This is a genomic window from Nocardioides pollutisoli, assembly GCF_040045055.1.
Classification (GTDB): Bacteria; Actinomycetota; Actinomycetes; order Propionibacteriales; family Nocardioidaceae; genus Nocardioides; species Nocardioides tweenelious.
This window is the reverse complement of the sequence record NZ_JBDZDU010000001.1, coordinates 20,459-42,245: the sequence shown is the minus strand read 5'-3', so window position 1 is coordinate 42,245 and position 21,787 is coordinate 20,459. Positions and strand designations below refer to the sequence as shown.

At 70.6% G+C, this 21,787-nt stretch carries 18 protein-coding genes and 2 tRNA genes; 10 read left to right on the top strand and 10 right to left on the bottom strand.

Annotated elements, in window-relative coordinates; all coding sequences use genetic code 11:
• Window positions 1-5: 5 nt before the first annotated feature.
• The 3 genes from dnaG to ABLE68_RS00165 all read left to right on the top strand — a co-directional run bounded on the left by dnaG (window position 6) and on the right by ABLE68_RS00165 (window position 2,550).
• Entirely contained in the window at window positions 6-1,880 is a 1,875-nt protein-coding gene (dnaG, locus tag ABLE68_RS00175) for a DNA primase (RefSeq protein WP_348869038.1), read from the top strand.
• The gene (locus ABLE68_RS00170; protein WP_348869037.1) at window positions 1,877-2,410 is read left to right on the top strand and encodes a hypothetical protein; all 534 of its coding nucleotides are present in this window, start codon (window positions 1,877-1,879) and stop codon (window positions 2,408-2,410) included. The genes dnaG and ABLE68_RS00170 overlap by 4 nt, the downstream gene beginning before the upstream one ends.
• Window positions 2,411-2,477: 67 nt before the next feature.
• A tRNA-Asn gene (locus ABLE68_RS00165) sits at window positions 2,478-2,550 on the top strand.
• 65 nt (window positions 2,551-2,615) lie between these two features.
• On the opposite strand, the gene ABLE68_RS00160 is transcribed toward ABLE68_RS00165, so the two are convergent.
• The 4 genes from ABLE68_RS00160 to ABLE68_RS00145 are packed head-to-tail and all read right to left on the bottom strand — an operon-like array spanning window position 2,616 to window position 7,282.
• A complete protein-coding gene (locus ABLE68_RS00160) occupies window positions 2,616-4,097 on the bottom strand; it encodes an MFS transporter (RefSeq protein ID WP_348869036.1) in 1,482 nt (493 codons plus the stop codon).
• A complete protein-coding gene (locus tag ABLE68_RS00155; protein ID WP_348869035.1) occupies window positions 4,097-5,449 on the bottom strand; it encodes a M20/M25/M40 family metallo-hydrolase in 1,353 nt (450 codons plus the stop codon). Before ABLE68_RS00155 ends, ABLE68_RS00160 begins: the two co-directional genes overlap by 1 nt.
• 31 nt (window positions 5,450-5,480) lie before the next feature.
• Entirely contained in the window at window positions 5,481-6,866 is a 1,386-nt protein-coding gene (locus tag ABLE68_RS00150; protein ID WP_348869034.1) for an anaerobic C4-dicarboxylate transporter family protein, read from the bottom strand.
• Entirely contained in the window at window positions 6,866-7,282 is a 417-nt protein-coding gene (locus ABLE68_RS00145) for a hypothetical protein (RefSeq protein ID WP_348869033.1), read from the bottom strand. The genes ABLE68_RS00150 and ABLE68_RS00145 overlap by 1 nt, the downstream gene beginning before the upstream one ends.
• Window positions 7,283-7,382: 100 nt before the next feature.
• Between ABLE68_RS00145 and ABLE68_RS00140 the strand changes: the two genes are divergently transcribed.
• Both ABLE68_RS00140 and ABLE68_RS00135 read left to right on the top strand, forming a co-directional pair.
• A tRNA-Ile gene (locus tag ABLE68_RS00140) sits at window positions 7,383-7,459 on the top strand.
• A 287-nt stretch (window positions 7,460-7,746) separates the two neighbouring features.
• Window positions 7,747-10,434: a helix-turn-helix transcriptional regulator gene (locus ABLE68_RS00135; RefSeq protein ID WP_348869032.1), complete on the top strand. Its 2,688-nt coding sequence runs from the start codon at window positions 7,747-7,749 to the stop codon at window positions 10,432-10,434.
• On the opposite strand, the gene ABLE68_RS00130 is transcribed toward ABLE68_RS00135, so the two are convergent.
• Entirely contained in the window at window positions 10,407-10,985 is a 579-nt protein-coding gene (locus tag ABLE68_RS00130) for a hypothetical protein (protein WP_348869031.1), read from the bottom strand. The genes ABLE68_RS00135 and ABLE68_RS00130 overlap by 28 nt on opposite strands.
• Before the next feature lie 132 nt (window positions 10,986-11,117).
• Here ABLE68_RS00130 and ABLE68_RS00125 point away from each other — a divergent pair, with 132 nt between their 5' ends.
• Entirely contained in the window at window positions 11,118-12,752 is a 1,635-nt protein-coding gene (locus ABLE68_RS00125) for an MFS transporter (protein ID WP_348869030.1), read from the top strand.
• Here ABLE68_RS00125 and ABLE68_RS00120 read toward each other — a convergent pair.
• The 4 genes from ABLE68_RS00120 to ABLE68_RS00105 are packed head-to-tail and all read right to left on the bottom strand — an operon-like array spanning window position 12,733 to window position 17,213.
• Window positions 12,733-13,227, bottom strand: coding sequence for a hypothetical protein (locus tag ABLE68_RS00120; RefSeq protein ID WP_348869029.1), 495 nt, complete (start codon window positions 13,225-13,227; stop codon window positions 12,733-12,735). The two genes, ABLE68_RS00125 and ABLE68_RS00120, sit on opposite strands and share 20 nt — an antisense overlap.
• Window positions 13,220-13,708, bottom strand: a complete 489-nt coding sequence (locus tag ABLE68_RS00115; protein ID WP_348869028.1) for a DUF1269 domain-containing protein — start codon at window positions 13,706-13,708, stop codon at window positions 13,220-13,222. Before ABLE68_RS00115 ends, ABLE68_RS00120 begins: the two co-directional genes overlap by 8 nt.
• Window positions 13,709-13,710: 2 nt before the next feature.
• Entirely contained in the window at window positions 13,711-14,475 is a 765-nt protein-coding gene (locus tag ABLE68_RS00110; protein ID WP_348869027.1) for a CYTH domain-containing protein, read from the bottom strand.
• A complete protein-coding gene (locus ABLE68_RS00105) occupies window positions 14,472-17,213 on the bottom strand; it encodes a cation-translocating P-type ATPase (protein ID WP_348869026.1) in 2,742 nt (913 codons plus the stop codon). Before ABLE68_RS00105 ends, ABLE68_RS00110 begins: the two co-directional genes overlap by 4 nt.
• 123 nt (window positions 17,214-17,336) lie before the next feature.
• Here ABLE68_RS00105 and ABLE68_RS00100 point away from each other — a divergent pair, with 123 nt between their 5' ends.
• The gene (locus tag ABLE68_RS00100) at window positions 17,337-17,774 is read left to right on the top strand and encodes a DUF6325 family protein (RefSeq protein WP_348869025.1); all 438 of its coding nucleotides are present in this window, start codon (window positions 17,337-17,339) and stop codon (window positions 17,772-17,774) included.
• Window positions 17,775-17,787: 13 nt separating this feature from the next.
• Window positions 17,788-18,090, top strand: coding sequence for an SHOCT domain-containing protein (locus tag ABLE68_RS00095; RefSeq protein ID WP_348869024.1), 303 nt, complete (start codon window positions 17,788-17,790; stop codon window positions 18,088-18,090).
• 70 nt (window positions 18,091-18,160) lie between these two features.
• Here the strand turns inward: ABLE68_RS00095 and ABLE68_RS00090 are convergent, their stop codons facing one another.
• Window positions 18,161-18,562 carry an SHOCT domain-containing protein gene (locus tag ABLE68_RS00090; RefSeq protein WP_348869023.1) on the bottom strand — a complete coding sequence of 134 codons (402 nt, stop codon included), beginning with the start codon at window positions 18,560-18,562 and terminating at the stop codon, window positions 18,161-18,163.
• A 230-nt stretch (window positions 18,563-18,792) separates the two neighbouring features.
• Between ABLE68_RS00090 and ABLE68_RS00085 the strand changes: the two genes are divergently transcribed.
• Both ABLE68_RS00085 and ABLE68_RS00080 read left to right on the top strand, forming a co-directional pair.
• Window positions 18,793-20,181, top strand: coding sequence for a serine hydrolase domain-containing protein (locus tag ABLE68_RS00085; protein WP_348869022.1), 1,389 nt, complete (start codon window positions 18,793-18,795; stop codon window positions 20,179-20,181).
• Between the two features lie 37 nt (window positions 20,182-20,218).
• Complete coding sequence (locus tag ABLE68_RS00080; RefSeq protein ID WP_348869021.1) at window positions 20,219-21,787, top strand: ABC transporter substrate-binding protein; 1,569 nt, start codon at window positions 20,219-20,221, stop codon at window positions 21,785-21,787.

Genomic DNA, 21,787 nt, shown 5'->3' with positions numbered 1-21,787 from the left:
GCCGCGTGGCAGGACGGATTCGCGATGAGGACATCGCCGAGGTGCGCGAGAAGGCGCGCATCGACGACGTCGTCTCGCAGTACGTCACGCTCCGCAACGCCGGCGGCGGCTCCCAGAAGGGGCTGTGCCCCTTCCACGACGAGAAGTCGCCGTCCTTCCACGTCACGCCGGCCCGCGGCTTCTACCACTGCTTCGGCTGCAGCGAGAGCGGCGACGTCATCAGCTTCCTGATGAAGATGGACGGGCTGACCTTCACCGAGACGGTCGAGCGGCTCGCGGACAAGTACGGCGTCACGCTGCGGCGCGAGGAGGGCGACGTCCGCGAGGAGCGGCCCAAGGGCCCGCCCCGCCAGCGCCTGATCGAGGCCAACAAGGTCGCCCAGGAGTTCTACGCCGAGCAGCTCCAGACGGCCGACGCCCTGACCGGCCGTCAGTTCCTCGCCGAGCGCGGCTTCGACCAGGAGGCAGCGACGACGTTCGGCATGGGCTTCGCCCCACGCGACGGCGAGGCGCTGCTCAAGCACCTGCGCGGCCGCGGTTTCACCCAGGAGGAGACGGTCGAGGCCGGGCTCGTGGCGATCGGGCGCTCGGCGTACGACCGCTTCCGCGGCCGCCTGCTGTGGCCGATCCGCGACGCTCCCGGCGACACGATCGGGTTCGGCGCGCGGCGGATCTTCGAGGACGACCGGATCGAGGCGAAGTACCTCAACACTCCCGAGACCAAGATCTACAAGAAGAGCCAGGTGCTCTACGGCATCGACCTGGCCCGGCGCGAGATCGCGAGGTCGTCCCAGGCCGTGATCGTCGAGGGCTACACCGACGTGATGGCCTGCCACCTCGCCGGCGTCGGGACCGCCGTCGCGACGTGCGGCACCGCCTTCGGTGACGACCACTCGCGGGTGCTGCGCCGGTTCCTCAACGACCACGAGGAGTTCCGCGGCGAGGTGATCTTCACCTTCGACGGCGACGCCGCCGGTCAGAAGGCCGCGATCCGCGCCTTCGGTGGCGACCAGAACTTCGTCTCCCAGACCTACGTCGCCGTCGAGCCGGACGGCCTCGACCCCTGCGACGTGCGGATCAAGAAGGGCGACGCTGCCGTGCGCGAGCTGGTGGCCCGGCGGGTGCCGCTCTACCGGTTCGTGCTCTCCAACATCGTCGGCAAGTACGACCTCGACCGTGCCGACGGCCGGATCGACGCCCTGCGCGAGAGCGCCCGGCTCGTCTCGAGCATCCGCGACAAGTCGAAGGTCGACGCCTTCGCGCGCGAGATCGCCGGGATGATCGGCGTCGACGTCGACGAGGCCCGTTCGGAGGTACGGCGTGCTGCCAACCGGCGCCCGGCCCCGGACGCACGCGGCGCGGCGGCACCCGAGCAGCCCGCACCACCGCGCTCCGCCGTCCCTGACCTGCGCGACCCGCGCTTCTCCCTCGAGCGCGAGACACTCAAGCTGGTGGTCCAGCACCCGATGATCATCGGCCGCTCGACCTCCGAGATCGGGCCCAACGACTTCATCCACCCGACCTACCGGGCCGTCTGGGAGCTGGTCGCGGCTGCCGGCGGCCCCGGGGCGGGCGCGGGCGACGACGGCTGGGGCAACAAGCTGCGCGACACCGCCACCGAGCCTGCCGTCGCCGCGGCGATCGGCGAGCTGGCCGTCGAGCCGCTGAAGAAGGAGCCGGACGCGGCGTACGTCGCCCAGCACGTGCTCAGGCTCCTCGAGCGCACGACCGGCCGCCGGATCGACGCGATCAAGTCCAAGCTGCAGCGCACCAACCCGGTCGACGAGCCCGAGGAGTTCAACAAGATGTTCGGCGAGCTCGCCGCCCTCGAGGCGCACCGCCGGGCGCTGCGCGACCGCCTGGCCGGTGCTCCCCAGTGAGTCCCCTCAACTGGTGGGGCAACCGCAACCCCACCCCGATCCGGGTCGAGCGCGGGGAGAAGCTCCTCGCCGACGCGGTCGCCGAGGGCGCCCACCTGGGCGGCACCCGCGACGCGCTCTACGTCGTCAGCGCGCTCGGCGGCGGCTCCTTCGACCTGACCCAGACGGTCCGGATCCCGTGGGAGGAGGTCGAGGCCGCCGACTGGGACCTCGAGTCCGGCGTCCTGCGCGTCACCGAGGTCGGCAGCTGGGGCGAGCCACGACCGGTCCACGAGTTCACCCTCGAGTCACCGGGGCGCCTGCTCGAGCTGGTCCGCGAGCGGGTCACGGCGAGCGTGCTGCTCCAGCGCCACGTGGCGGTCACCGGCAGCCGCGGCGTACGCATCATCGCGCGCCGCGCGCCCCGCGGCGACCGTCCGGTGGTCTGGCTCTACGAGTACGACGAGGGCATCGACCCGGACGACCCGGCGGTGCAGCAGGTCGCGGACGACGCGTTGACGACCGCCCGCGCGGATATCGGCATGCCCTGAGCGGGCGAGGGCGACCTCGATTTTTCACTCTCCGCACTGATTGCTAATCTGTGCGGGCTGCACCCGATCCCCTGTAGCTCAACTGGCAGAGCATTCGACTGTTAATCGGAGGGTTGTTGGTTCGAGTCCAACCGGGGGAGCAGAGAGAAGGGCCTGGCTGGTGCCAGGCCCTTCTGGTTTTCCTGGAGGAGGACGCTGGTCGCGCCTAGGAGCGCTCCAGGGTCGGCGTTGCCGTGGTCGGCAGGGTGTGCGCCGAAGAGGCCGCGGCGGCGGCTGCGTCGCCCAGAGAGCCACGTGCCTGCGGGTGCCGCCCCATGACCACCGCCATGATGACGCCCAGCAGGCTCAGCAACGCCATCACCCACGCGGTGGTGCCGAGACCGGCGGTGAGCGCGACGGACGCCGGGTCGCCGTCGGAGAGCCGATCCGCGGTCACCGAGCTGTACAGCGTCGCGGCGAGGGCGGTGGCGACGGCGGCGCCGACATACCTGGCCATGTTGGACACCCCGGATGCCTCGCCCACCTGGTTGGCGGGCACGGACGCGGTCGCGGCTGCCGACGACGGTCCGTTCGAGAGGCCCATGCCGACGGCGGCGGCGATGAGCGGGATGACGAACGCCGAGTAGGCCCACGACTGGTCCGCGAACCCGATCCAGGCGAACCCGATCGTCGTCAGCAGGAAGCCGATGCCGACGACCTGACGCCCGCCGATCTTGGCGGCGAACCGTGGCACCAGGGGGGCCGAGATCACCAGGCCGACCGTGGCGGGCAGGGTGGCGAGGCCTGCCTCGAGAGGACTGAAGCCCAGGGTGCTGGGGTCCTGGAAGTAGAGGCTGAGGACGTACATCAGTGCGTTGATGGTGCCGGCGCCGATGAGAATCGCGATCGTGGCGCCGACGAGCACCCGGTTGCGGAGGAGGGCAAGGTCGAGCAGGGGGAGCGCGATCCGGCGCTCGACGGCGACGAACGCCGCACCGGAGGCGATCGCCAGGACCACGCACCCGATCGTCTGGCCGGACACCCAGCCCCAGTCGCTGCCCTTGCTCAGAGCCAGGATGAACGGCCCGAGGGTCAGGGCGACGAGGACGGTGCCGACGTAGTCGACCGATCGTGGGCGGTTCGCGTCACGAGACTCCGCGACGGTCGCCGCGGTGAGCGCCATGCAGCCTGCGGCGACCGCGGCGTCGATCCAGAAGAGGCCCTGCCAGCCGGTGGTGTCGACGAGCACGCCGCCGACCAGCGGCCCGGCGGCCGCGCCGACAGCCGCCGCGGCACCCCAGAGGGACACGACCCGCACCTGTTCCTGACCGTCGTAGGCGACGGTCAGCAGGCTCAGGCCGCACGCCAGGATCGTCGACCCTGCGGCGCCCTGGATCATCCGGCCCGCGATGACCATCTCGCCCGAGCCCGCCAGGGCGATCAGCACGCAGGACGCAACGAAGAGCAGCAGTCCGAGCTGGAAGATCCGCTTGCGGCCGAAGACGTCACCGAGCGAGCCGGAGGTGATGATCACAGCTGCTCCGACCAGCGAGTAGCCGGTGACCGCCCACTGCAGGGTGTTGACCGACGTACCGGTGTCCTCGCTGATCGCGGGCAGCAGGATCGCGACCGCCGAGGTGTTGGCGTTGACCACCAGCGTGGAGACGCAGGTCGCGACCAGCACGCCCGTCGCCCGACCGCCGTCCATCAGGAGGCAGCGCCGTCGGCGAGGTGCACCAGCAGCCGTGCCTGCGCGACCACCATCTTCTCGATCTCCGCGGGGTCGACGCTCTCGTCGGAGGCGTGGATCCGGGCCTTCGCGACGTCCTCGGGACCCCAGAGGATGAACTCAGCAGCCGGACAGTTCCGCTGGAGGGTGCGCAACAGCGGGATCGACCCGCCGGAGCCGGCCTCGGCGGCGGGCTTCCCGTAGGCCTCGGCCAGTGCTGACCGGGCGGCGTCGTAGCCACGGCCGTCGGTCGCGCACCGGAACGGAGGCGCCTCCTTGGTCCGGGTGACCTCGACCCGGGCGCCGTACGGTGCGTGCGACTCCAGGTGCGCGACGAGCGCGTCGAGCTCGCGGACGGGATCGGAGCCCGGGACGATCCGCATCGAGATCTTCGCCGTGGCCTCGGGGATGAGCACGTTGGAGGACCCGGCGATGCGGGTCATGTCGACCCCGATCGCCGACACCGATGGGCGTGCCCACAGCTGGGTTCCGATCGTGCCGGTGCCGGCGAGCCGGACCCCGTCGACGAGGTCCGCGCTCGCACGGAAGTCGTCGGCGCTCATGTCCGCGCCCTCCCACTCACCGACCGATACCCCGTCGACCGCGACGTTACCGTCGTCGTCATGGAGCGTGGCGAGGAGGCGGGCGAGCGACATCATCGCGTCGGGGGCGGGGCCGCCGAAGACACCGGAGTGCAGGGGGTGCTCGAGCGTCCGGACCGATACGACGCAGGCGACGTCGCCACGCAGCGCGGTCGTGAGGACGGGCTCCCCGACGGTCAGGTTCCCCATGTCGCAGACGATGAAGACGTCGCACTGGAAGAGATCGGGATGCGCCTCGACGAACTCCTCGAGGTTGCTCTCGGTCTCTTCCATGCCTTCGAGGATCAGCTTGACCGTGCACGGCGGCCGACCGTCGAAGACGTGCATCGTGCCGAGATGGGCGACCAGCCCGCCCTTGTCGTCGGCGGCGCCCCGGCCGTAGATCCGGCCGTCGTCCTTGTGCGTCGCGGTCCACGGGTCCGACGTCCAGCCCTGTTCCGGCGGCGCCGGCTGCACGTCGTAGTGGGCGTAGAGCATGACGACGGGCGACCCCACCGGTCCGTCGACCTCCGCGTAGATCGGGGGGTAGCCGTGGGGGACGTCCATCAGCCGCGCGTCGCTGAAGCCCGCCTCGCGGAAGAGGTCGAGGGTGGCCGCGGCCATCTGGTGCACCGGCTCCTCCGGGTAGCCGGGGAAGGCGACCGACGGGATGGCGACCAGCTGCTCGAGCTGGCCGATCAGCGACGGCATCAGTGCCGTTGCCCGGGCTTCGATCTCGTGGAGCTCCATCAGGTCCTCCTTGGGAGGTGGGAGAGTGGCGTCAGGCGACGATGGAACCGATCAGCGCGCCGACGGCGACCGTCACGACGGTCATGATCAGCATCGGGACGAAGAAGCTGTGGTCGAGCAGCTTGTTGCCGAGCTTCGTGGTCCCGCTGAGGTCGAAGTTGGCGGCCGCGATCTGGGTGCCGTTGGCGGGCAGGGTGTAGACGCCGCTGAGCGCTCCAGCCCACATGCCGGTGACCAGCCCCGGCGACAGGCCGGCCGCCAGCCCGATCGGCACGATGGTCCTCGTCGCGGTGGACTGGCTGGTCGTCAGGGCCGCCACGAGGAAGACGGCGAGCGCGAAGAGCACCTTCCAGTCGGTGACCCAGCCCCCGATCGTGTCGATGATCTGCTCCTCGTGCGCGGAGATGAAGGTCGCCGTCAGCCAGGCGATCCCGAAGAGGGCGATCGCCGAGATCATGCCGGCCTTGAACACCGACTGGTCGGGCACCTCGGCGACGTTGGGTCGGCCCAGGAAGAGGATCGCGACACCGACCGCGAACATCACCATCACGATCGTCGTGGTCATGTCGATGGACACGCTGCCTTCACCCTCGACGTCGAAGGAGGGGCGTAGGTCGGGGAAGAGTCCGAGGATCACGATGACGACGACGCCGGCGAAGAACGCCAGGGCCGAGTTGCGACCTGCGGCCGTGTAGGTCAGGGCCGCCGACGCCGGGGTCCCGGCAGCGCTCGCGTCGCTGCCCGCCGCGGGCGCCCCGGGCGCAGCCAGCTCGCCGGACGCGATCTTCGCCTGCACGTCCGGATCGTCATCGAGGTCCTTCCACATCCGGTTCACCACGAGGGACGTCACGACAATGCCGATGACGCAGGAGGGGATGGTGATGGCGAGGATCTGCGTCAGTCCGAGGTTGTACGGTCCGACGTCGGTCAGCGTGAGCATGGCGGCCATCGCTGCCGAGACCGGCGAGGCCGCCAGCGCCATGCCCGACTGGACGACCGTGACCGTGAGCGGTCGCGCGGGCCGGATCCTGTTGCGGTAGGACACGTCGTAGATGACCGGCAGCAGGGGATAGATGATGTTGCTCGTTCCTGCACCGATCGAGAACACGAAGGCGGTCAGTGGCGCGATGAGGGTGATCTGGTGCGGGCGCTTCTCGATCACCCGGGCCGCCATCACGACCATCCAGTCGATGCCGCCTGCCGCCTGCATCATGGCGGCCGCGGTGACGACGGCCAGGATGATGGCCAACGCGGCCGCGGGCGGCTCGCCGGGTGCCTCACCGAAGCCGAACACGAGGACCCCGGTTCCGAGACCGCCCCAGAGGCCCACTCCCACGCCGCCGGCGCGGGTGCCCATCACGATGCACCCCAGTACGACGAGCGCCTCGGCCAGGAACTTCACGTTGTCTGCACTCATCACGCCTCCGCGCACTTGACGTCAGCGACCTGCTCGAGCGCGGCCCATGCCTCGTTCACGTCGTCGACCGTGTCTTCGAGCAGTGGCCGGGTGGCCTCGAGCGCTCCGTGACCGGCAGCGTCGGCCGCGTCCACCAGGTCACCGAGCGACGTGCGCAGTGCAGAGATCCGAGCGTCCAGCTGGCCCTCGGCGACGGCCTGCAGCGCATCGAGCTGGTCCTCGACCTGCTCGGCACTGTCGCTGAGGTCGTCAGCATCGGCCACGGTCGGGTCCAGGTCAGCCAGGACGCTGACCTGGTGAGTGAGCAGGTCGTACCGCACGCACAGGTCGTCCTCGGGAGAGGTCTGTGCCTCCCCGCAGCCGGCCAGGAGGGTCGCCGCTGTGGCGACACCCACGATGACGCGCCACCTGCTCATGCAACGGAAGTTACGGGTGGGCGGGGCGGGTCGGGACCACCCGGCAGCGGGTGGTCCGACCGCCCGCCCACTAGGCTGCGGGCCCGAGGGGCCAGCCCCTGGGGAGGTAGCTCAGTCGGTCAGAGCAAGGGACTCATAATCCTTGGGTCGTGGGTTCGAGCCCCACCCTCCCCACCACTGTGCCGCCGGCCGCTCAGAAGCCGTGCGGGAAGAACGTGAACGTCACCACGCGGTGCTCGTGCGTGCAGCGCACGTGGCAGTGCAGCGAGCACCGACGATGGCGAGGGCGGCAGCGGTGCGCAGGCGAGTGGTCATGTCGGCACCGTACGGCGGGCGTCGCACCCCCGCAGGCGATGGGGACGCCCGAAGTGGGGCCACCCTGCGGGGTGGTCCGTTTCGGGTGGTGTGCAACCCGCGGGCTTCTGGTGTGCTGGCGGTGGGAAATCACCTCGGAAGGGAGCGCAGTGACCGGAGCTCACGGCGACTCCACGACGCGAGGCAGCGACGGGCTGGCGATGCTCGCCGCGCAGTCCCGGGCCGCCCGGACCACCGTCCTCCCCGCCAAGCTCCGGCCGCCGGTGACACCGGCGTACCTCGTCCCTCGCCCGCGGCTGCACCAGCTGGTCGACGAGGCGGTCGCGGGTCCGCTCACGCTCGTCGTCGCGCCCGCCGGCTCTGGCAAGACGTCTCTGCTGAGTGGCTGGGTCGCGCAGACCGCGACGACGTACGCCTGGTTGTCCCTGGACGAGGCCGACCGCGACCCCGTGCAGCTGTGGCGGGGGATCCTGGCAGCACTCGAGGGCATCGCCCCCGGGAGCGCCGCCACGTGCGCGGACCTCATCCGGCGCCGAGGCGGGCTGCCCAAGGGGATCGCGGCGCTCCTCGACGACCTGGAGTCGCGCTCGTACGACGACCGTGTCCTGATCATCGACGACGTTCAGCTCGTCGACGAGGACGAGGCCGTGGTCGCCTCCCTGTCCCTCTTCCTGCAGCACCTCCCGCCCTGGTTGCACGTCGTGGTCGCGAGCCGGCGTGAGCCGCGGCTCCCGGTCCACCGGCTGCGGGCCCGGGGGCAGCTGGGAGAGGTGCACTTCGCCGAGCTCCGGTTCTCCTTCGACGAGGCGGCCGCGATGCTCGCCCGCCTGATCCCCGACCTCGATCCCTACGACCTCGACGAGATCGCGACCGCCGCAGGCGGGTGGGCAGCGAGCATCCAGCTCGCTGCCCTCGCGCAGCGTTCGGCGCGCGCTCGTGGCGGCCGGGTCCTGCCGGCGACCGGGGACCGGCACTACCTCGAGGACTACGTGTGGAACGAGATCCTGGCCTCGGAGAGCGAGGAGCTCGTCGACGTGCTGCTGGCGACCTCGGTCGTCGAGCGGATCGACCCCGGTCTCGCGCTGATCCTGGCGTCGCGGCCCGACGCGGTCGATCTGCTCACCCTGGCGCAGGCGCGCGGTCTCTTCGTGAACCAGGTCGAGCCGTCGGGACACTTCGAGGTGCATCGCCTGGTCCGCGAGGTGCTCCTCTCGATCCTCTCCCGCCGGTCCCCGGACCGGCTCCCGCAGCTGCACGCCTGGGCCGCGGGCTGGCACGAGGCGCACGGCGAGGTCGTCTCCGCGCTCGAGCACTGGCTGCGAGCCGGGCGGCCGCATGACGCGATCCGGCTGGTGGCGGCCGAGGGCGCGAGCCTGTACGACGGAGGGCACGAGAGCACGATCAGGCGGACGATCGAGGCGATCCCCGACAGCGTCGCGTCGAGCGACGTGCAGACCATGATCGAGTTCACGATCTCGAACCTCCTGGTCGACCGGCGGCGGTTCGTGTCCCTGGTCGAGAGCCTGGGTCGAAGGGTCCGCGACGACCTCGACCTGGACGCCGTGCAGGGTGCCCGGATCGAGGTCCTGCAGTCGATGGCCACCACGCTGTGCGGCAACTGGGCCGACGGAGGTGCCCTTGCCCGGTCCGCGCTCCAGACCTTCGGCGAGACCTGGTGGCTCGACCCGGTCGGGCAGTTCAGCTGGAACATGGTCGCCCGCGACATCGCGCTGTCGGAGCGCTGGGACGAGTCCGGGCCGGAGTCCCGGCGGGTCGTCCGGGCCCTGGGCATCGCGCCCGACCGGCGGATCGCGTTCGAGGGCACCCGTGCCCTGGCGGAGGCGCTGGCCGGGCGCCCGGTCGACGCCCTGCGCGTGGCGGCGGGTGCACGCAGGACGTTCGAGGTGGCCAACCGGACCATCCTCCGCACCGAGGTCCTCGCGGCCGAGGCGGTCGCCCACCGGGAGCTGGGTGAACCGGACGCCGCACTCGTCGCACTCCTCGAGCTCTGCGAGGAACCCGTCGAGGCAGCGGCTCACTGCCAGCTCCTGGCAGGGCTCGAGCTGACCCGGGTCAGGCTCGACGAGGGCAACACCGCGGCTGCCCGGATCGCGTTCACGCGGTCCGCCGAGCTGGTCGAGACCGAGATGCCCGGGCCGGGCGCCCGGACCTGGCTCGCCCGGACCGGGACGGTCCTCGAGCTGGCCTGCGGCGAGCTCGACGACGCTCGGCGGTGGGCCGCTCAGGTCGTCGACCCGTTCTGGTCAGGGATCACCACGGCACGGGTGCTGCTGTCGACGGGTGACGCCGCCGCCGCTGGCGACGCGCTCAAGACCGCCGAGCCGCGCAACCTGCGGCACCGGGTGCTCCACGACCTGCTCCAGTCCCGCGCCACGGCCGACCCCTGCGAGTCGGAGCGTTGCCTGCTCGATGCGGTCAGGCTCGCCTCTACCCACGGCCTGATCCAGACCATCGCGTCGGAGGGCGGCGACGTGGTCGAGGCCGTCGAGCGACTGGCCTGGCAGGCGCCGCCGATGTGGTTGGGCCGGTTGCGCCGCGCTTGCGCGTCCGGCTACGGACCGGGGTCGCCGGGGGTCGCGGCGCACGTGGAGTCGTTGACCGATCGGGAGCTGGAGGTGCTGCGGATGCTTCCCAGCCGGCTGACCCTGCGCGAGATCGCCGACGAGCTCTTCATCTCGATCAACACCCTGAAGTTCCACCTCAAGGTGATCTACCACAAGCTCGGCTGCGGCTCGCGGGCCGAAGCAGCTGACGTCGCGCGCTCGCTGGCCGGGCTGCGGCACTCGACTCAGCCGCCCAGCACCCGGCGCCGCTGAAGCTCGTACTGGTCCAGCGACAGCACTCCTCGCGACACCAACGACGCGAGATCGCCGATCTGCTGTGCCGGGTCGACCGGGGGAGCGCTGTCCGTCGCCAGCGGGTGACCCAGGGTCGGACTGCGACCGATCAGGTCGCGGCCGGCCCGGAGCCGCTCCCGGGTGATCCGCTCTCCTGCGACGACGCGTCCGCCCACGCCGCGCGCGGCGGACGCGAGCGTGCCCGCCCAGCGGTCCTCCAGCAGCAGCAGGAGCGCGGACGTCCCGGGTGCCAGCGTCACGGCTGCGAGCTCGACGTCGTGGTGACTGAGCCGGATCCGGTGATCGGCGTACGACGCGAGCTCCGGGACGTCGCTCCCACCGGTCGTGGTCACCTCGACCTGACCCGGTCGGCGGTGCAGCACCACCACGTCGATGAGCCGGATCGTCCGGCTTTCGACGAGCTCGACGACGGAGGCAGCGAGCGCGCCGAGGTCGGCGGGTCGGGGCGCGCAGACGAGGAGGTACTCGACCAGGTCGAGATCGGTTGCCCCGCTTCCCTGTCCGCTCACCGTGCGCTCCCACTCTCCGTGGCTGCAGTCTCGGGGTCGCGTGGGTGGCTCGACCCCACCCCACCAGGGGTGAGGCGTCGCTACCCCCCGCATCGCGAAGGTAGGGCCACCACTCGACGGGAAGGTCTGTCCATGTCCTCTGCGGCGACGCCCGGTCGAGCCGTGGCTGCCTCGGGCACCGTCCTGCTCACCCTGGCCTCGGGTCAGTTCCTCATGACGCTCGACAGCTCGGTCATGAACGTGTCCATCGCCCAGGTCGCCGAGGACGTCGGTACGACGATCACCGGCGTCCAGACCGCGATCACGCTCTACACCCTGGTGATGGCCACGATGATGATCACCGGCGGCAAGATCGGCACGATGATCGGCCACCGCCGGGCGTTCGCCATCGGCTGCGTGATCTACGGCGCCGGCTCGCTGACCACGGCGCTGGCGCCGAGCCTGACCGTCCTGATCATCGGCTGGTCCGGCCTCGAGGGGATCGGTGCGGCGCTGATCATGCCCGCGATCGTCGCCCTGGTCGCCGGCAACTTTCCGGCCTCGGGGCGGCCGCGCGCCTACGGCCTGATCGCCTCCGCCGGAGCGATCGCGGTGGCCGCTGGACCGCTGATCGGTGGCGCGGTCACGACGTACTGGACCTGGCGACTGGTCTTCGCCGGGGAGGTCGTCGTGGTGATCGGGATCCTGGCGATGACCCGCAAGATCCAGGATGCGGCGCCGGGCGCACGCGCACGGATCGACCTGCTCGGTGTCGTGCTCTCGGCGCTCGGCCTCGGGCTGGCGGTCTTCGGCGTGCTGCGGTCCGGGGAGTGGGGCTGGGTGCAGGCGCGGCCGGACGCTCCCGACCTGTTCGGGATCTCGATGACGGTCTGGCTGATCCTCGGCGGGCTGGTCGTGCTGCGCGTCTTCATCTGGTGGGAGCAGCTCCAGGTCGACCGCGGGCGGGAGCCGCTCCTCGATCTCGGGCTGCTGCGCAACGCCCGGCTCGTCGGCGGACTGACGATGTTCTTCTTCCAGTTCCTGCTGCAGGCCGGGCTGTTCTTCGTGATCCCGCTCTTCCTGTCGGTCGCGCTCGGCCTCAGCGCCCTCGACACCGGCATCCGGCTGCTTCCGCTCTCGGTGACGTTGCTGATCGCCGCGATGGGGATCCCGCGGGTCTGGCCGGACGCGTCACCGCGCCGCGTCGTCAGCTGGGGCCTGGCCGCGCTGCTCGCCGGCATCGTCTCCCTGATCAGCGCCCTCCAGGCGGGCGCGGGTCCGGAGGTGGTCACCGTGCCGCTGCTGCTGGCGGGGCTCGGCGTGGGTGCGCTCTCCTCGCAGCTCGGGGCGGTCACCGTGTCCGCCGTACCCGACGAGCGCAGCGGTGAGGTCGGAGGCATCCAGAACACCGGGACCAACCTCGGCGCCTCGCTCGGCACGGCGCTCGCCGGGTCCGTGCTGATCGGTGCACTGACGTCGAGCTTCTTCATCGGGATCGAGGACAACCCGGCGATCGCTGACCCGGTGGCCGAGCACGCCCGGACCGAGCTCGTCAGCGGAGTGCCCTTCGTGTCCGACAAGGACCTCGAGGCGACGCTGGCCACGACGGACCTGTCGGCGGCCGAGGCCGACGCGATCCTGGACGAGAACTCCGACGCGCGGCTGGCCGCGCTCCGCAGCAGCCTGACGGTGCTCGCCGTGATCGCGATGCTCGCGATCTTCCTGACCCGCCTCCTTCCGACTCGCCCGGTCGGGTCGTCGGATCCCGTCAGTGCAGGGACACCTTGAGGAGCACGACGAGAAGGCCGAGCGCCAGGCCGGCGACCGCACTGCCGAGCCGCCCCCACAGCCCCAGGCCGCCCCGGGCGCCGGCGACATAGCTGTACGCCGTCAGCAGGGCGATCGAGGCGATCAGGGCGATCCAGGCGGCGGTCTTGAGCTCCGCGCCCAGCAGTGCAGCGACCAGCAGCACCCCGAGCGGGACGATCGACGCACCCGCGATCGGCCAGGTCTCGGCGAGCGCGTGCTCGAAGGCTGCCAACGGGTGGTGGCGGTGGTTGACGGCCCGGCCGATCGTCACCGCGTGCAGGTGGGCGAGCCAGTAGACGATGACCGTGCCCAGGATCAGGGCGGAGAGCGTGGCGATCGACTTGGTGTGCCCCGCGGAGTACGCGATCGCCGCTGCGCACACGACGGTCCCGGTGATGACGCCCTCGCCCGAGACGAGCCCGAACGGGTCCCTGCGCTCAGTGTCGTCAGGCACCGCCAAAGGTCTCCAACATCGTCGCCCTCTCAGCCTCGGTCAGGTTGGTGCTGATCAGTGTGGCATCACGCGCTGCGACCCGCTCGCCGAGACGGTCCAGGTCGGCGTCCTCGGTGACCATGAACAGTGCGGACGTCCCGGGCACGATCTCGGTGCGGATCCGCTCGAGGTCCTTCTTGGTGATGCCGGTGCCGTCGGTCGCCTTGGCCAGCGCTCCGATCCCGGCCCCGAGCACGACGCCGGCGACCGGGACCATGAAGAGCGCACCGCCGAGGATGCCCCAGAGGGCTCCCCACGCCGCGCCGCGCTTGGGGTCGTCGTGCTCGTGGTGGAGCGACGGCTTGTCGGCACCCTCGGGCCACGACATGACCGCGTGGTCGACGATCTTGACCAGCCCCTCGGACGCGGCGGACTTGAGAGAGGCCTCGACGCGCGCGGCGCCTTCGGGGTCGTCGAACTTCCAGACGGTGAACGCAGTCATCATCACTCCTTGTCGAGAGCCGCCACCAGGGCGGCGAGGGCGGATCTGGTCTTCATCTCCTGGGGTGCACCGAGGTCGATGCCCAACCCGTTGAGGAACACCTTGGTCTCGGCTGCCGCCTGGAACGCCGCTCCCGGCGCGCTCTTCGCGGACAGCTCGAGGATCCGGGTCCCGTCGGGGAGGAACCACAGCTCGGCGACCATCCGGCGCGGGTATCCGGTCGGCTCGAACCTGCACTTGAGCAGGTGCACGGGACCGAGCACCCGCAGGTCGGCGACGTCGAGCGACTCGGGCAGCCGATCCATGACCAGGGTGCGCTGGACGTCCGTGAGGACGTCCAGGACCGATCGCTTGCCGGCGAGGACGTCCTTGGCCTTGCCGTCCGACAGCTCCGCCGTCAGCGAGCACGAGCAGGCGTAGCCCGTCGGCGACGCGTCGAGCTCGACCTTGAACCCGGGCACTGACCGCAACCCCTCGGGCACGTCCGCGGGCAGCATCGGTCGCAGCTTGACCGTGACGTCCGCGGGCTTGCGTTGCGTACGCCGGACGCGCAGCACCAGTCCGGCGGCCGACAGCCGCAGGTCGAGGGTGTCGATGAAGGCCACCTGGCGGACGACGGCATCGATCGAGTCGATCTCCAGGGACTGCACGACCGCGCGGTGGTCCGTCGCCGGGACCGTGAGCTTCAGCTCGACGTCATCGACACCGGGCAGGATCTCGAGGACGCCGACGAGCTGCTCGGGGTCGTAGGTCGGCAGGGCCGTCATGCAACGCCTCCGGGGACCGAGCCTGCGTGCTGACGGCGCAGGACGAGCTTGATGAGCTCCTCGACCACGAGGAGGGACACGGCGATGCCCAGGCAGATGCACCACTGGTCGAAGCTCAGCCCTGTGGTGCCGACGATCCGGTTGAGGAAGTCGAGCCCGGTCACCGCGACGATCGCGATCAGCGCGAGTGCGTAGCGACGCAGCTGGACGACACCCGGCAGGGCGTCGCGGTCGAAGATCGTGCCGACCTGGTCGCGGGAGAGGAGCGCGCCGACCAGGTGGAAGAAGGACAGCGTGGTGAGCAGCATGGTCGAGGCGACCAGCGCGTCGGACTGGTGATCGCCGATCTGGTACGCCGCGAGCGCTCCGACCGTCATCACCGCTCCCTGGATGCAGAGTCGGATCCAGTTCGCGCGTGAGAGCACGGGGGCACCGACGGGCCGGGGTGGCCGGGCCATCAGGCCGCGGGCCGGCTGGTCGAAACCGAGGGCCAGGGCGAGCGGGATGTCGACGACCATGTTGAGCCACAGGATCTGCAACGGGTTCAGCGGTGAGCCGGCGGCGATGCTGAAGACCCCGGCACCGATGAAGATCGCGATGTAGGCGACCAGCGTGGACATCTGGAAGCGCAGGTACTTCAGCAGGTTGTCGTAGAGGGCCCGCCCGTAGGCGACGGCGCCGACAATCGTCGCGAAGTTGTCATCGGTGAGGATCATGACGGCGGCCTCCTGGGAGACCTCGGTGCCGGTGATGCCCATCGCGACGCCGATGTCGGCGGTCTTGAGCGCGGGGGCGTCGTTGACGCCGTCCCCGGTCATCGCGACGACGTTGTCCTTCTCCTTGAGGATCCGCACCAGCCGGACCTTGTCCTCCGGTGCCACCCGGGCGATCACGCCGATGTCGTCGATCTCGGCGATGAGCTGCTCGTCGCTCATCGCCGCGAACTGGGCGCCGGTGATCGCGCGACCTTCGATCCCGAGCTCGGTCGCGATCGCGGCCGCGGTCGTCGCGTGGTCGCCGGTGATCATCCGGACCCGGATGCCTGCGTCGTGGCACTCGGCGATGGCCGCCTTCGCCTCGGGGCGCGGTGGGTCGACGATGCCGACCATCGCGAGGAGGGTGAGCCCCTCGACCAGGCCGATCAGGTCGTTGCCGGCCTGGATCGTGCCGGCCTCGAAGTCGCGCTGGGCGACGACCATGACCCGCTCGCCGGCGTTCGCGATCTGGTCGTTGGCCTCGAGGGCCAGGTGCCGGTTGTCGTCGGTGATCGGGACGAGCGACCCGTCGGGCAGACGGAGCGTCGTGCTGCGCGCGATGAGGACGTCGGGGGCGCCCTTGACGTAGCAGCGCACCACGGGCCGGCCGCCGTCGCCGGTCATCTCGTGGAAGGTCGCCATGAACTTGTAGTCCGAGTCGAACGGCACCTCGGCGACCCGGGGAAGAGCAGCCCGGGTCTCGGTGATGTCCAACCCACCCTTCGCGCCGAGCACGATCAGCGCGCCCTCGGTCGGATCACCGATCAGGGCCTCACCGTCCAGGACGGCGTCGGCGCACAGCACCATCGGCAGCAGGTAGGGGTCCAGGTCGTGCCGCTGGCCGCCGACGTGCCGGATCTCACCGGCGGTGCTGTAGCCCTCCCCGGTGACCGTGTAACGGTTCTGCCCCGGGATCACGATCTCCCGGGCCGTCATCTTGTTGAGCGTCAGTGTGCCGGTCTTGTCCGAGCAGATCGCCGAGGTCGACCCGAGCGTCTCCACCGCCGGGAGGCGCTTGACGATCGCGTTGCGGCGGGCGATCTCGCGGGTGCCCATGGAGAGCAACGCGGTGACGACGGCGGGAAGACCGGTCGGGATCGCCGCGACGGCGAGCGCGACGCCGGTGATGAAGAGGGTGTCGAAGCTCTGGCCCTGGGCGAGGCCCAGCAGGACCACCAGGACCAGGGCGACGCCCGCGATGGACGCGATGATCTTCGAGAGGGAGTCGAGCTGCTTCTGCAGCGGGGTCTTGCTCGTCTCGGTGTGGGCGAGCATGTCGGCGATGTGGCCGATCTCGGTGTCCATGCCCGTGGAGGTGACGATGAGCTCGCCGCGGCCGCGGGTCACCGAGGTGTTCATGTAGGCCATGCAGACGCGGTCACCCAGGGGGACGTCGTCGCCGAGCACCGGGTCGGTGCTCTTGCCCACCGGGAGGCTCTCCCCGGTGAGGGCGGCCTCCTCGATCTCGAGGGTGGCGGCCAGCGCGACGCGACCGTCCGCGGGCACGCGGTTGCCGGCCTCGACGAGCACGACGTCACCAGGCACGAGCTCCGATGCGTCGATCTCGATCGCCTGACCACCACGGCGTACGCGTGCGATGGTCTTCATCATCTGGGACAGCGCCTTCACGCTCTCCTCGGCCTTGGCCTCCTGGCGCAAACCGATCACCGCGTTGAAGACGGTGAGGCCGGCGAGGACGACCGTAGTCCCGGTGTCACCGGTGACCAGCTGGTTGACCAGCGCCGCAGCCAGCAGCACGAGCTGCATGAAGTCCTCGTACTGCCGGACGAACCCGCGCCAGGCGGGCTCCTTCGTCGACCCGGTCAGGGCGTTGGGTCCGTCGGACGCGAGCCGCGCAGCCGCCTCGGCAGGGGAGAGTCCCTGTGCGACGTCGACGCCGAGGCCCTGGGCGACCTCCTCGGCGGTGGCCGACACCGGGTCGGTCTGTGCGCCGGCGAGGGACAGCCGTGCGTCGGTCGTCATGCCCCGATGCTCGTGACCGCGCGGGTGGTCACGCCTCACCCGGTCACGGGTGGGTCCCGCCCACCCGGTCACGTGGCACGGTGCACGGAGAAACCACTACGGCTCGTCACCGAGGAGGAGCGCATGACCGAGTTGGACGCCGGCCCGATCGACTACCTGGCGATCGAGATACCGACGCAGAAGATGAACGGCGAGGGGCTCGCAGCGCTGGTCGACCTCACCGACCGGGGGATCATCCGCATCCTCGACGCGGTCGTCGCGCTCGTGGAGGAGGACGGGTCCTTCACCGCCGTCGAGCTGACCGACGTCGACGGCGACGGCGAGCTCGATCTCGTGGTCTTCGAGGGAGTGCGCTCGGGACTGCTCGACGACGACGACATCGCCGAGGCGGCCGGGCTGATCGAGCCGGGCAACGCGGTGGCCCTGATCGTCTACGAGAACACCTGGGCGGAGCCGTTCGTGACGGCGATGCGCAAGAACGGCGCCGAGTTCATCGCCAGCGGCCGGATTCCCGCTGACACCGTCAATGCGGCGCTCTCAGCGCTCGCGACCGAAGCCTGAGAGGACCACCACCATGCCACGACTCCTCGGAACCATGGCGCGCACGGCCGTCATCGCCGGCACCGCCACCCACGTCTCCAACAACGTGTCCCGCCGCCAGGCGAACCGGTGGTCCCAGCAGGCCGACGCCCAGGCCTACCAGCAGCAGCAGGCGGCTCCACCCCCGGCTCCGGCGCCCGTCGCTGCGGCTCCGGCCGCCAGCGGCTCCGACGACATGATCGAGAAGCTCCAGAAGCTGGGCGCCCTGCGCGACCAGGGCATCTTGACCGATGCCGAGTTCGAGGCGCAGAAGGCGAAGGTGCTGGCGGGGCTCTGAGCCCGACGTCACCCAGCGGACGAAGAAGGCCCCCGCGCGATGCGCGGGGGCCTTCTCGTCGTACGACGGGTCAGGCGAGCAGCTTGGCCTTCGCCTGCTGGAACTCCGCCTCGGTGATGGTGCCGGCGTCCTTGAGCTCCGCGAGGTGCGCGATCTCGGCCGCCGTACCGCCGCCGGACGAGCCGGCGACACTCTGCACGTAGGAGCGCATCTGCTGCTCCTGGCGGGCGGCGTCCTCCACCGCGTGCTCGCCCATCTTGTGGCCGCGCGCGATCAGGTAGACGAAGACGCCGAGGTAGGGCAGCACGATCACGAAGACCGTCCACAGCGCCTTGCTCCAGCCCCCCATGTCGTGGCTGCGGAAGATGTCGCCGAAGACCGAGATCAGCAGCCAGATCCAGATGAAGAACAAGAAGAACCAGAGCATGCTCAGGAAGACGTCGCCGGGGCTGTACTCCAACGCGGTGACCACGATGAACCTCCACTGCGGCTTCGCCGCTGCCGTGAGCCGCCCTCGTGACGGCCCGTGGGCCGATCGTCGGTCGGCCGCGGGTGGGAACGCATCACCCCGGGTGGGGTGGCTGCTCCTCGGACCCGGCGTTACCGGACCGCAACATCTGTCTGTCGGTTCGCACAGACCGACCACCGAGAGTTGTGTCCGTCGACGAACACGGTGACGCGGGTCATTCCTACGGTGGGCCCATGAGCACCCTGTCCGACGTGAAGGCCTGGATCGCGGAGCAGCTGCCCGCGCTCATCGAGAAGTACGACGTGCCCGCCGCCGCCGTGGCCGTCCTCGCCGGGGGAGAGGTCGTCGACGACGCCGCCGGTCTCCTGAGCATGTCGACGAAGGTCGAGGCGACCGCCGACTCGGTCTTCCAGATCGGCTCGATCACCAAGGTGTGGACCGCCACGCTGGTGATGCAGCTGGTCGACGAGGGCAAGGTCGACCTCGACACGACCGTGCAGACCTACCTGCCCGAGTTCGCGATCGGCGACAAGGACGCGGCGGCCGCGATCACCGTCCGCCAGCTGCTCTGCCACACGGCCGGCTTCGAGGGCGACATCTTCACCGACACGGGTGTCGGCGACGACGCCGTCGAGAAGTACATGGAGGTCATCCACGACGTCCCGCAGCTCTTCCCGCCCGGCGAGCAGTTCTCCTACAACAACGCGGGCTACTGCGTCCTCGGCCGCCTGGTCGAGGTGCTGCGCGAGAAGTCGTACGACGCCGCACTGCGCGACCACCTCTTCACCCCGCTCGGCCTGACCCACGCGGCCACCGGCCCCTACGAGGCGATCCTCTACCGCGCGGCGGTCGGTCACATCCCGGTCGACGCCGAGGGAACGCTCGGCCCGGCACCCGTCTGGGCGCTGGTGCGATCGAACGCCCCGGCCGGCGCGATGCTCGCGATGCGCCCGCGTGACCTGCTGGCCTTCGCGGCCATGCATCTCAACGACGGCGTCGCCGCCGACGGCACCCGGGTGCTCTCGTCGGCCTCGGTCGCCGCGATGCAGGAGATCCAGGTCGAGCTGCCCGACCTCGGCCTGATGGGCACCCACTGGGGCCTCGGCTGGGAGCTCTTCCAGACGCCCGACGGCGTGCTGGTCGGCCACGACGGCAACACGATCGGCCAGTCGGCGTTCCTGCGGACCCTGCCCGAGAAGGGCCTCGCGGTCAGCGTCCTGACCAACGGTGGCGACGCGTTCTCGCTCTACCGCGACATCGTCTCCCACGTGCTCGCCGAGCTGGGCGACCTCGAGCTGCCCGCGCTCCCGGCTCCGCCGGCCGAGCCCGAGAAGGTCGACGCCACGCGCTTCCTCGGCACCTACTCGGCCGAGGTCTTCGACCTGGTCGTCAGCCAGGACGACGAGGGCCGGATCTGGCTCGACATGACCCCGAAGGGCGTCGCGCTGGAGATGGGCGAGCTGCCCGACCGCAAGGAGCTCGTCCACTACGCCGGCGACAGCCTGATCCCGATCGAGGCCGACCGGGGCATGCACATGCCGCACGCGTTCGTGGGCGACGACGGCCACGGCCGTGCCCTCTACATGCACGTCGGCCGCGCCGTACGCCGCGCCGGCGCCTGATCCACCCACACCCACCGCGATGAAGAGGAAACCGTCCATGAAGCCGAGCACCCTGCGCCTCAGCCGAACCGCCGTCGCGCTCTGCGCGACCGCCGCCCTCCTCGCCGCCTGTGGCGGCAGCAGCGACGGTGGCTCCAAGTCCGGCGGGGGTGACAGCGAGTACGCCGACGGAGGCACGTTCACCATGGCGATCGCCGGCGACCCGGGCAAGCTCGACCCGCAGTCCTCGGCGAGCACCCAGCTCTTCACGGTCAACCAGCTGGCCTACGACAACCTGGTCTCGGTCGACGGCAAGACCGGCGAGATCCAGTCCCAGCTCGCGACGGACTGGAAGGTCGACGGCACGACCGTCACCTTCACGCTCGCGAAGGACATCACCTGCGCCGACGGCAGCGCCTTCACGGCGACCACCGCCGCCGACAACATCACCTACGTCAGCGACCCGAAGAACAAGAGCCCCTACCTCGGCGTCTTCATCCCGGCCGGTGCGACCGCGAAGGCGGACGACACGGCCGGCACCGTGACCGTGACGCTCGCGCAGCCCGCGCCGTTCGTGCTCAACGGCTTCGGCAGCCTGCCGATGGTCTGCGACGCCGGCATGAAGGACCGCAGCACGCTCTCCGCGGGCACCGACGGCACCGGCCCGTACGAGCTGACCGAGGCCGTCCCGGGCGACCACTACACGTACAAGATCCGCGACGGCTACACGTGGGGCCCCGACGGCGCGACCACGGCGGAGAAGGGCATGCCCGACACGATCACCATGAAGGTGATCCAGAACGAGGGCACCGCCGCCAACCTGGTCCTGTCCGGTGAGGTCAACGCCGCCACGATCCAGGGCCCCGACGCCAAGCGCCTGGTCGCCGCGAAGCTCTTCTCCACCAGCACCCCCGCGATGGTGGGGGAGCAGTGGTACAACCACAACGACGGCCACGACACCAGCGACGCCGCCGTGCGTACGGCGCTGACGCAGGCGCTCGACCTCAAGGAGCTCGCCTCGGTCGCCACGGCCGGCGAGGGCACGCAGGCCACCACCTTCGCCGCGATCGAGCCGGTCGCCTGCCCCGGTGACTCGATCACCCCGGCGCTCCCGGCCCAGGACGTGGACGCTGCCAAGGCCGCCCTCGCGGGCACGAAGCTGACCTTCCTCTACTCGAGCGCTGCCGGCAGCGCCGTGGCCGCGGCTGCGGAGCTCGCCGTCCAGGAGTGGGAGGCCGCCGGTGCCACGGTGACCGCCAAGGGCGTCGACGAGACCGCTCTCCAGGGCGCGATCTTCGGCTCCGGTGACTGGGACATCGCCTGGGTCCCGCTCAACGTCAACAGCCCCGACCAGCTGGTCCCGTTCCTGTCCGGCCCCGGCCTGGCCGACGGCGGCACGAACTTCTCCGGCATCGACAACGCGGACTACTCGGCCGGTGTGAAGGCCGCGAGCGCCATGAACGGCACGGAGGGCTGCGACTCCTGGCTCGACGCCGAGTCCAAGCTGGTCGCCGCGTCCGACATCATCCCCTTCGCCAACAACCAGGTGAAGACGTTCGGCAACGGCGCCGAGTTCGAGTACCCCGGCACGTTCATGCCCACCAGCGTGCGGATGCTGGCGAAGTAA